The sequence below is a fragment of the Candidatus Pelagibacter sp. HIMB1636 genome (assembly GCF_052047675.1).
In the GTDB taxonomy this organism is placed as follows: Bacteria; Pseudomonadota; Alphaproteobacteria; order Pelagibacterales; family Pelagibacteraceae; genus Pelagibacter.
Genome location: NZ_JBNAJP010000001.1, coordinates 424,252 through 438,379, shown reverse-complemented (window position 1 = coordinate 438,379; position 14,128 = coordinate 424,252). Strand labels below are relative to the sequence as shown.

The following is a 14,128-nucleotide window of genomic DNA, read 5'->3' as shown; positions in this document are numbered from 1 at the left end:
TTATTTATTGAAACTATTTAAACACTCTGTAGCTGCACTTTGCTCGGCATTTTTTTTGGAATTGCCAATGCCAATAAAGTATTTTGTATTGGGTAATTTTACCCCTACTTTAAATACAGGTTTGTGTCTTGGACCAGTATTTGAGATTAATTTATATTTAGGAAGACTTTTAAATTTTTTTAATGTTTGTTCTTGTAACTTGGTTTTGGCATCAATTTCGGTAACAATACTATCGCTAATTTTTGCTTCCCACTGCTTTAAAATAAATTTTTCAACAATATTAAAGCCTTTATCGAGATAAATTGCTCCTATTAAAGCTTCACAACTATCTGCAATAATTTTATCTTCAATTTTTATTTTTTTATTTCTTGGATTAAAAGTTTTAATATATTTTTCTAAATTAATTGATTTTGCAATTTCAAGACAAGATTTTTTATTAACAAGTGAAGCAAATTTCTTATCAAGTATTCCCTCTTTTTCATTGGGATAAATTTCTAATAATTTTTTAGCCATGACCAGTCCTAGTACACGATCACCTAAAAATTCAATTTTCTCATTATTTTTAGAGGAATTAAAACTTTTATGAGTAAGAGATTGGTCTAATAAATTTTTGTTTTTAAAAACTATATTTATTTTTTTTTCTAGTTCTTGATGCTTTATTTTCATTAATCAATAACATTAAAGGTTCTTTTAAATCTTATAGATTTATGCCATTTCCAAAATTCAATAAAACTTCCTATTTTTTTATCAGATGAAAAAAAAATAAATTGAGCCTTACCAACCAGGTTATCTTTATGAACATAACCAACACTTGAAAGAAATCTACTATCCTTAGAACAATCTCTATTATCACCCAAAAAGAAATAATGATCATCTGGAACTGTAAAAACATCTGAATTTTGATATGTATAATTTTTTAAATAAACTGTATGAAATTTTTTACCGTTAGGTAATTTTTCCTCAAACTTTAAGACATCTATTGTTGTGTCACCACAATAAATTTTTGTTTTAAGTGGGATTTTAGATTTAAGTATTTCGCTACTATTTAAATATAGATTGGCGTCAATAAACTGAATTTTATCTCCTGGCAACCCAATTAAACGTTTTATATAATCTGTTCTATTGTCAGCTGGTGTTTTAAATACAATTACATCCCCTCTTTCAGGACTTTTAAACATTATTCTTTTACTAAGTATTGGCGGACTAAAAGGGAAAGAATGTTTACTATACCCATAAGAATATTTTGTAACAAATAATCTATCACCTACAAGTAATGTGGGTTCCATCGAAGAAGAAGGTATATAAAAAGGTTGCACTAAAAGTGATCTAATTATTACTGCAATTATCAAAGCATAAAATAAAGTTTTTATATTTTCTGAAAAAAATTTTTTATCTAATTTCATTATGATTGAATAATAGCAAATGCTGTTGAATATTTTTTTTCATCCGAAATGGATAGAAAACAATTATATTTTTTAATTTTAAATTTATTTTGGATCATTTTGGTGATTTTTTTGTTTGTAACATAATTTGGTTTACCCATTTTATCGTTAACTACTTCTATATCTTTAAAGTTCAATTTCATTCTAAATCCGGTACCCAAAGCTTTGGCAAATGCTTCTTTTGCTGCAAATCTTTTTGAAAAAAAAGCCACTTTATTCTTTATTAAGTTTGATTGTCTTTGCTCTCTCACACTATAAACTCGATTAATAAAAGATTTATTTTTTATAGCTTCTTTAATTCTTTTATTTTCAATTATATCAACTCCAATACCTAAAATTTTCATTAATTTTTAATAATTTTTTTAAAATCTTTAATTACTTTGGGTAGACCATAAAATATCGACTCTCCAATAATAAAATGTCCTATGTTGAATTCCTCGATTTCTTTAATTTTTGTTAAAATTTTAGTAGTCTTGTAATCTAAACCATGACCTGCATGTACTTCTATATCTAGCTTAGATGCAAGTTTTGAGCTTTTTTTAATTCTATTTAATTCGCTTGAAAAATTTTTATGCGATTTAACATAATTAGCTAGTTTTCCAGTGTGGATTTCAACACAATCCACATTTAATTTTTTTGAAAGTTTAATATCATTTAAGTTGGGGTTGATAAATAAACTAGTTCTAATATTTGACTTTTTAAATTTGAAAATTATTTCTTTTAATTTTTTATAATTATCTTTTAGATTTAAACCACCTTCTGTGGTTATTTCTTTTCTGTTTTCTGGAACAATACAAATGTAATTTGGTTTATATCGTAAAGCTTTTTTAATTATTTCACTATTCATTGAGACTTCAAGATTCACTAACACTTTGTTCAAAGCACAAATCTCTTTAGTATCTAAATCATTTATGTGCCTTCTATCTTCTCTCAAATGAATAGTTACGGAGTCTGCACCCAATTTTATAACTTTTTTTGCTGCAAATACTGGATTAGGATGTTTTTCACCACGTGCATTACGCAGTGTTGCAATATGATCTATATTTACACCTAATCTTTTCACTTAATAAATCTACTTCCTGGAGTAGTAATGGGAATTGATTTTAGAGATTTAGGTATATTTTTAAGGTTATAGCTAGGCACATCTATTTTTAAATGAGAAACAATTTTATTTTTTATTTTCAGAGATTTTTTTGTTGATCTGTCAATTATAGAAGCAAATCCAACAAGTCTTGCATTTGATTTTTTTATAAGTTTTACGCATTCCAAACTAGATTTACCTGTCGTAATCACATCTTCTATAATTAAAACTCTTGCTCCCTTTTTTATACTAAAACCTCTTCTGAGAGTAAATTTTCCATTCACCCTTTCGCAAAAAATTGTTTCTTTTTTTAAAATTTTACCAATTTCATAGCCTATTATTACACCACCCATAGCAGGAGCGAGTATTAAATCTATTTTTTTAAAATTTTTTTTAATTTTATTTGCTAGTGATTTGCAAATTTTTTCAGCTAAATAAGGAAAGCTTAAAAGTTTAGCACATTGAATATACTTTGGAGAGTGTAGTCCTGAGGATAAAACAAAATGTCCTTCTAATAACGCATCAGTCTTTTTTAAAATATTTAAGGATTTTTTGAGTGAAAGCATTTCTTTTTTCTTCGTGTCTAATTATCTTAAATTTTATACCTTTTTGCTTTAGCTCTGCAATAAAATTTGTAAAATTCTTAAGATTTCTGATTATTAATCTAAATTTAAAATTAATATAGTTTGGATTTTTACCCGCCATCTCTAAATTAGAAATGTTAAGTTTATGACTTCCAATTAAAGAACTTATATCACCAAGTTGACCGGGTTTATCAGGTAATGAAATCCAAAGTGTAGTGTTATATTTTTTTGTTTTTTCCTCTTTTTGTTCACCTTTGTCATGCCAATATCTTCTAATAGCAGCTCTTGCTTTACCTGTTTTGGTGGTAGGTATCCAATGCAGAGATGGTGAACTATTTTTAGATGTGAGAATGTTAACCCTATCACCATTTCTTAATATTGTTTGTAATTCACAGTTATTTCCATTTACTTCACAACCAATTGCGGAATTACCAATTTTAGTGTGAACAGCATAAGCAAAATCAATTGCTGTTGCATCTTTTGGCAATTTAATTACAGATCCTTTTGGTGTGAAGCAAAAGACATTTTCCTGAAACATTTGAAGCTTTGTATATTCATAAGAGTCCTCAGGATTTTCATTTTTTTCAATAATCTCCACTAAATCTTTTAACCAATCATACTCTTTCCAACTTAATGAATTAAATTTTTCAGAAGATTTATATTGCCAATGCGATGCAACACCTCTTTGTGCAAAGTCATGCATTTCTTTAGTTCTAATTTGAATCTCTATAGGCTTTTTATTTGAACCAATAACTGAAGTATGAATTGACTTATATCCATTTATTTTGGGCGAAGAGATGTAATCTTTAAATTTACCAGGAATACAGTTCCATTTCTTATGAAATATACCAAGAGTTTTATAACAGTCATCAATAGTATCTAGTATAATTCTAAAGCCAATGATGTCTGTTATCTGCTCTAATGAAACTCTTTTTTTTTGAACTTTTCTCCATATTGAAAATGGAGTTTTTTCTCTTCCATAAATTTCAGCATTAATTTCGTGATCATTCAATATTTCACTGAGTTCATATGATTGTTCTTCAAAAATATCTTTTCTATCTAATTTTATTTCATCAAGTCTTTTTTTTATTAATTTTCTCGCATCGTAATTTAAAATTTCAAACGATAAATCTTCAAGCTCATCACGTATTCTGTGCATACCCATTCTGTCTGCCAATGGAGCATAAATTTCCATTGTTTCTTGAGCAATCCTTTGTCTTTTTTCCACTTTAGTAATTGCTTTAATCGTTCTCATGTTGTGCAATCTGTCTGCAATTTTTACTAATAAAACTCTAATATCTTTTGATGTTGCTAAAATTAATTTTCTAAAGTTTTCTACTTTAGAATTTGATCCAGCTGTATTTTCAAAAACAGATATTTTAGTGACACCATCTACTAAGTCAGCAACCTCATCACCAAATTCAGCTTTTATTGTTTCATAAGTTGCAAAGGTATCTTCAATAGTGTCATGCAATAACCCAGTGGCAATTGTAGCACTGTCTAATTTTAACTCTGTTAAAATATTTGCAACTTCAATTGGATGTACAGAGTAAGGATCACCGGAAGCTCTTTTTTGACTCTTATGGGCCTTTACGGCAAAATTATAAGCTTTATCTAATTTTTCAGGATTTAAAAATTTATTATAATTTTTAACTTTATTAATTAGTTCATTAGAATTTAGCATAACCCTATTATAACATTAATTTAAATTTGTTTAATAGACCTAATGTCTGCTTGAGAGAGTGAAGAAATCAAGCTTTTAAGATCTTTTTTAATAATTGGATGATGCCATTCTTTTTGAATTTCAAAAAAAGGGATGAGTACAAAATTTCTTTTATGCATAAGTTTATGAGGCAAAGTTAATTTGTTTTTTACTTTTAAAATCTTTTTATTAAAATCAATAATGTCAATATCACAAATACGTGGATCATTTTTTTTACCTTTTTTTCTTCCTAGTAAAATTTCAATTTTCTTACATATTTTAAGGAGACTTTCAGGATCAAAACAAAACTTTGCCTTGATAACTACATTTAAAAATTTAGGTTTTTTGGGGTCCGGCCAAGAAGGTGTTTCATAAAAACTTGAGATAGATAAAAAATCTAGATTATTTTCGCTTAAATGAGATTTTGCAATTTCTATATTTTTTTTTCTATCACCCAAATTAGAGCCAATACCTAAGTAAACAATTTTAGCTTGATTTTCTGATATATCTTGCCTTTTCACGGTTCCAGTCTCTGTTCTTTTTTGTTGCTCTTTTATCGTATTCCTTCTTTCCTTTAGCAACTGCTAATTCAATTTTGGCCTTTCCTTTTTTAAAATACATTTTTGTTGGAACAATAGTAAAGCCATCTCTTTGCATTTTTCCAATCAATTTGTTTATTTCTCTTTTATTTAGTAGCAACTTTCTTTCATCGGTTGGGTTATGATTGGAATAACTTGCTTGTTTGTAAGGTGAAATATGAGAATTAATTAAAATTATTTCTCCATTTTTTTCAACTGCATAAGAGTCTGCTATATTAACTTTTCCATCTCTTACTGATTTAATTTCAGAACCTTTAAGAACAATTCCTGCTTCTAAAATATCCTCAAAAAAATAATTAAAACTAGCTTTCCTATTTAAACAAATTATTTTTAAACCAGAATTGGTTTTTTTGTTCATTAAATCAATTTTGCTGACTGAAGAGACTTTTTAACAATTTCCTTAGTTTGATCGGTAACTTTTACCAGAGGCAATCTAACATCATCTTCGCACAGATTTAATAATTTAGCAGCATATTTTACTGGACTAGGATTACTTTCAACAAACATTGAATGATGAATTGGCTGTAAAATTTTATCTAATTTTTCAGCTTCACTGATATCATTTTCAGATTTAGAAAATTTTTGAAAATCTGAACAAAGTTTTGGCGCTATGTTTGCTGTTACACTTATTGCGCCTACTCCACCTCTTTTATTAAATTCTAGTGCATTGTCATCATTACCAGTCAATTGAATAAATTCTTTACCCATTTTTGATAACTGTTGATCAACTCTGTCCAAATCTCCAGTGGCATCTTTTACACCAACTATATTTTTTAACTCGAACAGTCTTGCCATTGTATCAACATTCATATCAATAACTGATCTACCTGGAATATTATAAATTATTATTGGTATCCCACATTTGTCATTTATAGCTTTATAATGCTGGTACAAACCTTCTTGAGTAGGTTTATTATAATAAGGTGTTACGATTAGAGCACCATTTGCACCTGCCTTTTCAGCGTGTGAAGTTAAAGAAATAGCTTCCTCAGTAGAATTTGAACCTGTTCCAGCTATAACTGGAATTTTTCCATTACTTTCTTTTATGCAGAGATCAATTACTTTTTGATGTTCATCATGACTTAATGTTGGGGATTCTCCTGTTGTACCAGCAGGTACAAGCCCACTAGTTCCATTTTCAATATGAAAATGTATTAATTTAATATACGCCTCCTCATCTAAGAGATTGTTTTTAAACGGCGTAATTAAAGCAACATTTGATCCTTTGAACATAAATACTTATAACATAGTTTAAAGATTCATATACCAAAAGATTATGATTAAAAAATTATTATTTTTAATAATAACTTCCTTGATTAGCTTTAATTTCAGTGGTGCACAGATTGTACCTTTAAAAAAACCATCGCTATCCTCTGAGGAATTAAATAAAAAAATAATATTAAACACAATCAAACCTCTAAAAAAACCTTCAAAAGTTAAAGTTGAGAAAAAGGTAGCTAAAAAAGAAACCAAACTTAGTTTTCTTTTACCTAAAAAAAAACCAGTTATTAGAGGATTAATTAATTCAGAAACAGTAAAAATTTCTAAATTTTATAATAAAAAAGATTTTGGGATTGCAAAAAAAGCCATTGGTGAAATGCAAAAAGGCCAGTGGAAATCTGCAATTAAAATCTCAAAAAAAGCTAAAGATAGATCTATATATAATTTTATAAAATGGAGACATTTATTAACTACAGGTAATCAAGAGTCATTTTTTGATTACCAAGTCTTTATCGAAGAAAATTCAGATTATCCAAGAATAGATAGATTGAGATATTTGGCTGAGCATAAACTTTCTACGGAAAAAGTTTCTCCAAGAAAAATAATCAATTGGTTTTCAAAAAATGAACCTTTAAGTGGATATGGTAAGATGATTTTAGGTGAAAGTCATATTTTATCAGGAGATAAAGCAAAAGGTATTGCTCTAATTAAAAATGGATGGATTTCTGCAGATTTATCAAAAAGTGAGTTAAGGTTTTTCAGAAAAAAATATAAAAAATATCTTGATGCAAATGACTATATTAAGAGAGCTGATCATCTTGCATGGAATAGTGATCATTGGGATTTAAAAAGACTAATCAGATATTTACCTAAAGACTATGAATTGCTCTATACAGCAAGACATATTTTGATGACCAAGGGATACGGAGTAGATCAAGCAATCAAAAATGTTCCAAATAAATTTAAAAATGATGCTGGATTAAATTATGATCGTTTAAAGTGGAGGAGAAAAAAAGGACGATTGGAGTCTTCTACTGAAATTTTGCTCAAGATAAGAAATGATAAAGATTATTTAGTTAGACCTGATAAATGGTGGAAAGAAAGAGAAATTATTTCTCGAAAGTTAATTTATAAAAAACAATATGAACTAGCTTATAAAATTAGTAGCAATCACGGAATGTCTGAAGGGTCTGAATTTGCAGAGGCAGAATGGATGAGTGGTTGGATAGCACTAAGTTTTTTAAATGATCCACTTCTTGCTAAAGATCATTTTAAAAACTTTTTTGATAATGTTAATTATCCAATAAGTGTTTCTAGGGGCGCATATTGGTTAGGTAGATCATATGAAAAACTAAAAGATAAGGATCAATCGGAAAAATGGTATAAAGAGGCTACAAAATATTTAACTACATATTACGGACAACTAGCATTTTTAAAAATTAATCCTAATGGAAAATTTGAACTTGATAAAACAATGTTGGTTGAAGATGAATATAGAAAAGCTTTTTTTAATAAAGAATTAGTAAAAATTACACATCTTTTACATGAGTTAGATAAAGACAAGTATACAAAATTCATCTTAAGACATCTTGCTAATGATAACGTTTCTGAAGGCAGTGAACTTTTAGCTGCTGAACTTGCTACAAGTATCAGTAGATATGATTTTGCAATACAAGTATCAAAAATTGCCTCTTATCAAAAAAGATTTCATAACAAATACAATTATCCATTAATAAGCACACCTAAATACATTAATGGAAGAAAGATTCCTGAAAGCGCATTAATTTTATCAATTATAAGACAAGAAAGTGAATTTGATTTAAAAGCAAATAGTCATGCGGGTGCAAAAGGTTTAATGCAATTAATGCCTTACACAGCAAAATTAGTTGCTAAACAAGCAAAGCTTCCTTACGCAAAATCTCGATTAACAACCGATCCAGAGTACAATATAAATTTAGGGTCTCATTATATTGCTGGTTTAATTCAGCAATATGATGGGGCTTATCCATTTGCAATAGCTGCGTACAATGCTGGCCCAAATAGAGTTAAATATTGGAAAAAATTAAATAAGGATCCACAAAAAAAACAAATAAATTATGTTGATTGGGTTGAGCTGATTAAATTTAGAGAGACTAGAAACTATGTTCAGCGTGTATTGGAAAATTATAATGTTTACAGATATGTGCTGGAACAAAACCCAATAGTAATGAAAGATTTTTTTAAAGATCAGCCTTTATATTAGTGGCGGAGAGAGAGGGATTCGAACCCTCGGTACAAGTTTCCTCGCACGGTCATTTAGCAAACGACTGGTTTCAGCCTCTCACCCATCTCTCCGTATGACATTGTGTAATAAGTGATTTTATTGAAAATTCAATATTTATAAAGTAATTATTCGATTATTATGGGAAATAAATACTCAGTATTTTCATTAATCAAAAACGCTCTTTCATACCATGAGAATTGGCAAAGAGCATGGAAAGACCCTACTCCAAAAAAAGAGTATGATGCTGTTATAGTTGGTGGAGGTGGTCATGGTTTAGCGACAGCATACTATTTAGCAAAAAAACACAATATGAAAAATATTGCCGTTGTTGAAAAAGGATGGATTGGTGGAGGAAACACTGGTCGTAACACTACAATTATTAGATCAAATTATTTATGGGACGCTAGTGCTGGACTTTATGATCACGCTCTAAAAATTTGGGAGGGATTATCTCAAGAGTTAAACTACAATGTAATGTTTAGTCAAAGAGGTGTAATGAATCTTGCTCACAATTTGCAAGATGTAAGAGATTTAAAAAGAAGAACACACGCAAATAGACTAAATGGCATTGATGCTGTTTATTTGAGCACAGAAGAAGTTAAAAAGTTTTGTCCAATTATAAATACATCTCAAGATATAAGATATCCTGTACTTGGTGGTACATTGCAAAGAAGAGCTGGTACAGCAAGACATGATGCTGTTGCCTGGGGTTATGCTAGAGGTGCTGATGAAATGGGTGTTGATATAATTCAAAATTGTGAAGTAAAAGGTATAAAAAGAAATGGTGATAATGTTGAAGGTCTAGAAACTACAAAAGGATTTATTAAAACAAAAAAAATTGGAGTTGTGGCAGCTGGACATTCAAGTGTGATCGCTAATATGGCTGGAATAAGACTTCCTCTAGAAAGTAAACCTCTTCAAGCACTAGTGTCGGAACCGGTGAAACCAATTATTGATACAGTTGTTATGTCAAATGCTGTACACGCTTATGTAAGTCAATCTGATAAAGGTGAATTAGTTATTGGCGCTGGAACAGATGATTATGTTTCATACACTCAGAAAGGAAGTCATCAAATAGTTGAAGGTACTCTAAATGCTATTTTAGAATTGTATCCAATATTCAGCCGAATGAGAATGCTAAGACAATGGGGAGGAATTGTGGATATATGTCCTGATGCAAGTCCAATAATAAGTAAAACTTCTATCAAAGGACTTTATTTTAATTGTGGTTGGGGTACAGGGGGTTTTAAAGCTACACCTGGATCAGGAGATTTGTTTGCACACACAATTGCTAATGATGAGCCACACAAACTCAACGCAGCATTTAATTTAAATAGATTTGTAAGTGGAGACCTTGTTGATGAACATGGCGCTGCAGCAGTTGCTCACTAATGTTTGTTATTAATTGTCCATATTGTGGTGAGAGAGATCAGCAAGAATTTAAAGCTGGTGGTGAAGCTCATATTGAAAGACCAAAACAACCGACAGAACTTAGTGATGATGAATGGGCAGAATATTTATTTATGAGAAAAAATATTAAAGGTGTTCAATATGAAAGATGGAACCATGCTCATGGTTGTCGTAAATGGTTTAATATGATTAGAGACACTTCGAATGATGAGATTAAAGCAATCTATAAAATGGGAGAAAAACCCCCTTCGATATAAAACAAATGTCAGAAAATTTAAGAGTTAAATCTAGTCAATATATTGATGAAACAACAAGAGTTTCATTTAAATTTAATGGTACAACTTATTATGGATTTAAAGGAGACACGCTTGCTTCTGCTTTATTGGCAAATAATGTTCATTTAGTAGGTAGGAGTTTTAAATACCACAGACCAAGAGGTATAATGACATCAGGTTCTGAGGAGCCCAATGCAATTGTTCAAATTAATCCCAATACTAATAGAACTGAACCAAATGTTAGGGCAACTGAAGTTGAAATATATGAAGGTATGGAGGCATCAAGTCAAAATTGCTGGCCAAGTGTAAACTTTGATATTGGTGGAATAAATAATTTTTTATCACCCCTACTTCCTGCAGGATTTTATTACAAAACATTTATGTGGCCTGCAAGCTTCTGGGAAAAATATGAATACTTTATAAGACACTCAGCAGGACTGGGGAAATCTCCAACATCAAACGATCCTGACATTTATGATCACAGAAATATTCATTGTGATGTTCTTGTAGTTGGCGCAGGTATATCTGGAATTCTAGCAGCTAAAAATGCTGCAAAGAATAACTACAAAACTTTACTTTTAGATGAAAAAAATGAATTGGGAGGATCAACTATTTATGAAAACAATGAAAGTAATAAAATTGATAACAAAATTTCATCTGAATGGTTAAAAAAAGAAATTGAAGAACTTAAAAATATTAAAAATTTAGAAATAAAAACTAGAACAAGTGTTGCTGCGTACCATCAATATAATTATTTACTAGCAAGAGAGAATTTAACAGATCATTTAGAAAAAAAAGATAAGACAAATAAAATTAGACAAAGGTTACTTAAAATAAGAGCAAAGAAGGTGATTTTAGCAACAGGTGCTTTGGAAAGACCGATGGTATTTAATAATAATGATAGACCTGGGATAATGCTTTCTTCTGCAATTAAAAAATATAGTGATTTTTACGGTGTAGCCTGTGGTAGAAAGATTGTATTTTTTACAAATAATGACAGTGCATATGAAAGTGCACTTTCATTAAACGATAAAGGTATCAAAGTTGAAGCAGTAGTTGATATTAGAAAGCAATCCAAAACAAATTTAGAAAAAAGAGTTATTGATGCAGGTATAAAGATATACTGGGAACATACAGTTGTTGATACCTCTGGTTATAAAAGATTAAACAATGTCTCAATAATGAAACTATCAAATGATGGAACTTCAGTAACTGGAAATAAAATTTCTATTTTATGTGATTGTTTGGGGGTTGCTGGTGGATGGACTCCGGCTGTTCACCTATATACTCAGTCAGGTAGCAAACTTGCTTTTGATGAGGATAAAAAAATATTTATTCCAAATAAAAATAATTCAGATCAAATAAGTGTTGGATCTTGTTGTGGGGATTTTAAGCTTGATGAAATACTTAAAAACTTAAATGAAAAACTAAAAGATTTTTTAGATATAAATAAAACAGATTTTGAAAATATTACTGTTAATAACGACCAAGAAATTTCAAAAAGAAATATATGGTTATTACCGTCTGATAAAACTTTAGGCAAAACTAAGCCTTTTGTTGATTTTCAAAATGATGCAACTGCAAAGGATATAAAATTAGCACTAAGAGAGGGTTTCAGATCTATCGAACATGTCAAAAGATATACAACAACTGGGATGGGAACTGATCAAGGAAAATTAGGAAATATGCATGCTTTGGGAATAATAGCAGATACAGCAGGTGTTAAGATGGGAGAACTTGGAACGACTACTTTTAGACCTCCTTATACTCCTTTAACATTTGGAACAATTGTAGGACGTAATGTTGGTAAGTTTTTTGATATTTTTAGAAGAACACCTATGAATGATTGGCATGTTGAAAATAGAGCAGAATTTGAAAATGTTGGTCAATGGAAAAGAGCTTGGTACTACCCTATCAATGGTGAAACTATGCACCAAGCAGTTCAAAGAGAAAGCAAAGCTGCAAGAGAAAGTTCAGGAATATTGGATGCGTCCACACTTGGTAAGATTGATATACAAGGAAGTGATGCCTCAGAGTTTTTAAATAGAGTTTATACAAATGCATGGTCAAAACTTGGTATTGGCAAATGTAGATATGGCTTAATGTTAAATGAAGATGGTATGGTATATGATGATGGTGTTACTACACGTTTAGGCGAAAATCACTATCTAATGACAACAACAACTGGTGGTGCAGCAAATGTTCTTGGAAAATTAGAGGATTACCTTCAAACTGAATGGCCAGAATTAGATGTATATTTAACTTCAGTTACAGATCAATTTGCTACAGCAAGTTTGTGTGGCCCAAATAGTAAAAAAATCCTAAAAAAAATTATTCCTGATTTAGATTTGTCTGATGAAAATTTTCCACACATGTCTTTTAAAGAAGCAAAAATCGGAAGCATTGTTTGCAGAATTATGAGAATAAGTTTCACTGGTGAGCAAAGTTTTGAAATTAACGTGCAAGCAAGTTATGGAAAAGATCTATGGGAGAAATGTATTGAGGCTGGTAAAGAATTTAATATTACTCCTTATGGTACAGAAACGATGCATTTACTAAGAGCTGAAAAAGGTTTTATTATTGTTGGCCAAGATACAGACGGAACAATGACACCAATAGATTTACAGATGGATTGGATTGTTAGTAAAAAGAAATATGATTTTATTGGCAAAAGATCTCTTTACAGATCAGATACTATGAGAGAAGACAGAAAACAATTGGTGGGATTATTAACAGATGACCCTAATGTTGTATTAGAGGAAGGAGCACAAATTGTTTCTGAACTAAATAAAAGTCCTGTTGAAATGCTTGGTCATGTAACATCAAGTTACTTTAGCCCTAATTTAAATAAATCTATAGCCCTAGCTGTTGTCAGAGGTGGGAAAGATATGATGGGTAAAAAACTATTTATCCCTATGGAAGATAAAACAATTAATGTAACTGTTTCAAATCCAGTATTTTTTGATCAAACTAATGAAAGATTAAATGCTTAGTTATAATCAAGTAACAAATAGTGAAATTAATAACAACGGTGTGTCCATAAAAGAAATTGCACCAATAATGAAATTAAATTTAAGAGGCAAAACAAGAGAATTTTTTACAAATGTAGGAAAAACTTTAAATATGATTTTGCCAACAGAAGCAAATACATCCTCATCTAGTGATAAACTTACTGCGATATGGTTAAGTCCAGATGAATGGATGATTGTATCAAATGAGACTACTAGCAAAGAAACCAATACATACCAATTAAATGATATATTATTTAACAATATTTCAAAAACATCATTAGGAGCAGTAACTGATGTAACTGACCAATTTGTTCAATTAGAGATAAAAGGTGAAAAAATATATGAACTTTTTTCCTCAGGATGTCCTTTTAATTTTAACTTATTTCGTGAAAAAAAAGGGTCAACTACTCAAACTTTGCTAAATCACATAGATGTTATTATTCACAATAAAGACAAAGATTTTGTTAATTTATTTGTCAGAAGATCATTTGCTAAACATCTTTGGGAATGGATGGAAGACAGTTCTTCAAGACTATAAAG

14 protein-coding genes and 1 tRNA gene are annotated in these 14,128 nt (G+C 29.8%); 5 read left to right on the top strand and 10 right to left on the bottom strand.

Annotated features, from left to right (window positions below):
• Genes rnc through dapA form a run of 9 tightly spaced genes read right to left on the bottom strand, consistent with a single transcriptional unit; the run spans position 1 to position 6,641 of the window.
• Complete coding sequence (gene rnc, locus ACTTA6_RS02265; RefSeq protein WP_440614329.1) at positions 1-666, bottom strand: ribonuclease III; 666 nt, start codon at positions 664-666, stop codon at positions 1-3.
• Positions 666-1,403, bottom strand: a complete 738-nt coding sequence (gene lepB, locus ACTTA6_RS02260; RefSeq protein WP_440614328.1) for a signal peptidase I — start codon at positions 1,401-1,403, stop codon at positions 666-668. Before lepB ends, rnc begins: the two co-directional genes overlap by 1 nt.
• On the bottom strand, positions 1,403-1,786 hold the full coding sequence (acpS, locus tag ACTTA6_RS02255) for a holo-ACP synthase (protein ID WP_440614327.1): 384 nt from the start codon (positions 1,784-1,786) through the stop codon (positions 1,403-1,405). The genes lepB and acpS overlap by 1 nt, the downstream gene beginning before the upstream one ends.
• Complete coding sequence (locus tag ACTTA6_RS02250; protein ID WP_440614326.1) at positions 1,786-2,505, bottom strand: pyridoxine 5'-phosphate synthase; 720 nt, start codon at positions 2,503-2,505, stop codon at positions 1,786-1,788. Before ACTTA6_RS02250 ends, acpS begins: the two co-directional genes overlap by 1 nt.
• The gene (gene pyrE / locus ACTTA6_RS02245) at positions 2,502-3,089 is read right to left on the bottom strand and encodes an orotate phosphoribosyltransferase (RefSeq protein WP_075506756.1); all 588 of its coding nucleotides are present in this window, start codon (positions 3,087-3,089) and stop codon (positions 2,502-2,504) included. Before pyrE ends, ACTTA6_RS02250 begins: the two co-directional genes overlap by 4 nt.
• Complete coding sequence (locus ACTTA6_RS02240; RefSeq protein ID WP_440614325.1) at positions 3,046-4,791, bottom strand: RelA/SpoT family protein; 1,746 nt, start codon at positions 4,789-4,791, stop codon at positions 3,046-3,048. Before ACTTA6_RS02240 ends, pyrE begins: the two co-directional genes overlap by 44 nt.
• A 20-nt stretch (positions 4,792-4,811) precedes the next feature.
• Positions 4,812-5,330: a 2-amino-4-hydroxy-6-hydroxymethyldihydropteridine diphosphokinase gene (folK, locus tag ACTTA6_RS02235; RefSeq protein ID WP_440614324.1), complete on the bottom strand. Its 519-nt coding sequence runs from the start codon at positions 5,328-5,330 to the stop codon at positions 4,812-4,814.
• A complete protein-coding gene (gene smpB / locus ACTTA6_RS02230; protein ID WP_440614323.1) occupies positions 5,296-5,766 on the bottom strand; it encodes an SsrA-binding protein SmpB in 471 nt (156 codons plus the stop codon). Before smpB ends, folK begins: the two co-directional genes overlap by 35 nt.
• Complete coding sequence (gene dapA / locus ACTTA6_RS02225) at positions 5,766-6,641, bottom strand: 4-hydroxy-tetrahydrodipicolinate synthase (protein ID WP_440614322.1); 876 nt, start codon at positions 6,639-6,641, stop codon at positions 5,766-5,768. Before dapA ends, smpB begins: the two co-directional genes overlap by 1 nt.
• 43 nt (positions 6,642-6,684) lie before the next feature.
• Here dapA and ACTTA6_RS02220 point away from each other — a divergent pair, with 43 nt between their 5' ends.
• Positions 6,685-8,871: a lytic transglycosylase domain-containing protein gene (locus ACTTA6_RS02220; RefSeq protein WP_440614321.1), complete on the top strand. Its 2,187-nt coding sequence runs from the start codon at positions 6,685-6,687 to the stop codon at positions 8,869-8,871.
• Here the strand turns inward: ACTTA6_RS02220 and ACTTA6_RS02215 are convergent.
• A tRNA-Ser gene (locus ACTTA6_RS02215) sits at positions 8,872-8,963 on the bottom strand.
• A gap of 67 nt (positions 8,964-9,030) precedes the next feature.
• Here ACTTA6_RS02215 and ACTTA6_RS02210 point away from each other — a divergent pair.
• Genes ACTTA6_RS02210 through ACTTA6_RS02195 form a run of 4 tightly spaced genes read left to right on the top strand, consistent with a single transcriptional unit; the run spans position 9,031 to position 14,126 of the window.
• Positions 9,031-10,284, top strand: coding sequence for a sarcosine oxidase subunit beta family protein (locus tag ACTTA6_RS02210; RefSeq protein ID WP_440614320.1), 1,254 nt, complete (start codon positions 9,031-9,033; stop codon positions 10,282-10,284).
• The gene (locus ACTTA6_RS02205; RefSeq protein WP_075506763.1) at positions 10,284-10,559 is read left to right on the top strand and encodes a sarcosine oxidase subunit delta; all 276 of its coding nucleotides are present in this window, start codon (positions 10,284-10,286) and stop codon (positions 10,557-10,559) included. Before ACTTA6_RS02210 ends, ACTTA6_RS02205 begins: the two co-directional genes overlap by 1 nt.
• Positions 10,560-10,564: 5 nt before the next feature.
• Positions 10,565-13,570: a sarcosine oxidase subunit alpha family protein gene (locus tag ACTTA6_RS02200; RefSeq protein WP_440614319.1), complete on the top strand. Its 3,006-nt coding sequence runs from the start codon at positions 10,565-10,567 to the stop codon at positions 13,568-13,570.
• A complete protein-coding gene (locus tag ACTTA6_RS02195) occupies positions 13,563-14,126 on the top strand; it encodes a sarcosine oxidase subunit gamma (RefSeq protein ID WP_440614318.1) in 564 nt (187 codons plus the stop codon). The genes ACTTA6_RS02200 and ACTTA6_RS02195 overlap by 8 nt, the downstream gene beginning before the upstream one ends.
• The last annotated feature ends 2 nt before the right edge of the window (positions 14,127-14,128 follow it).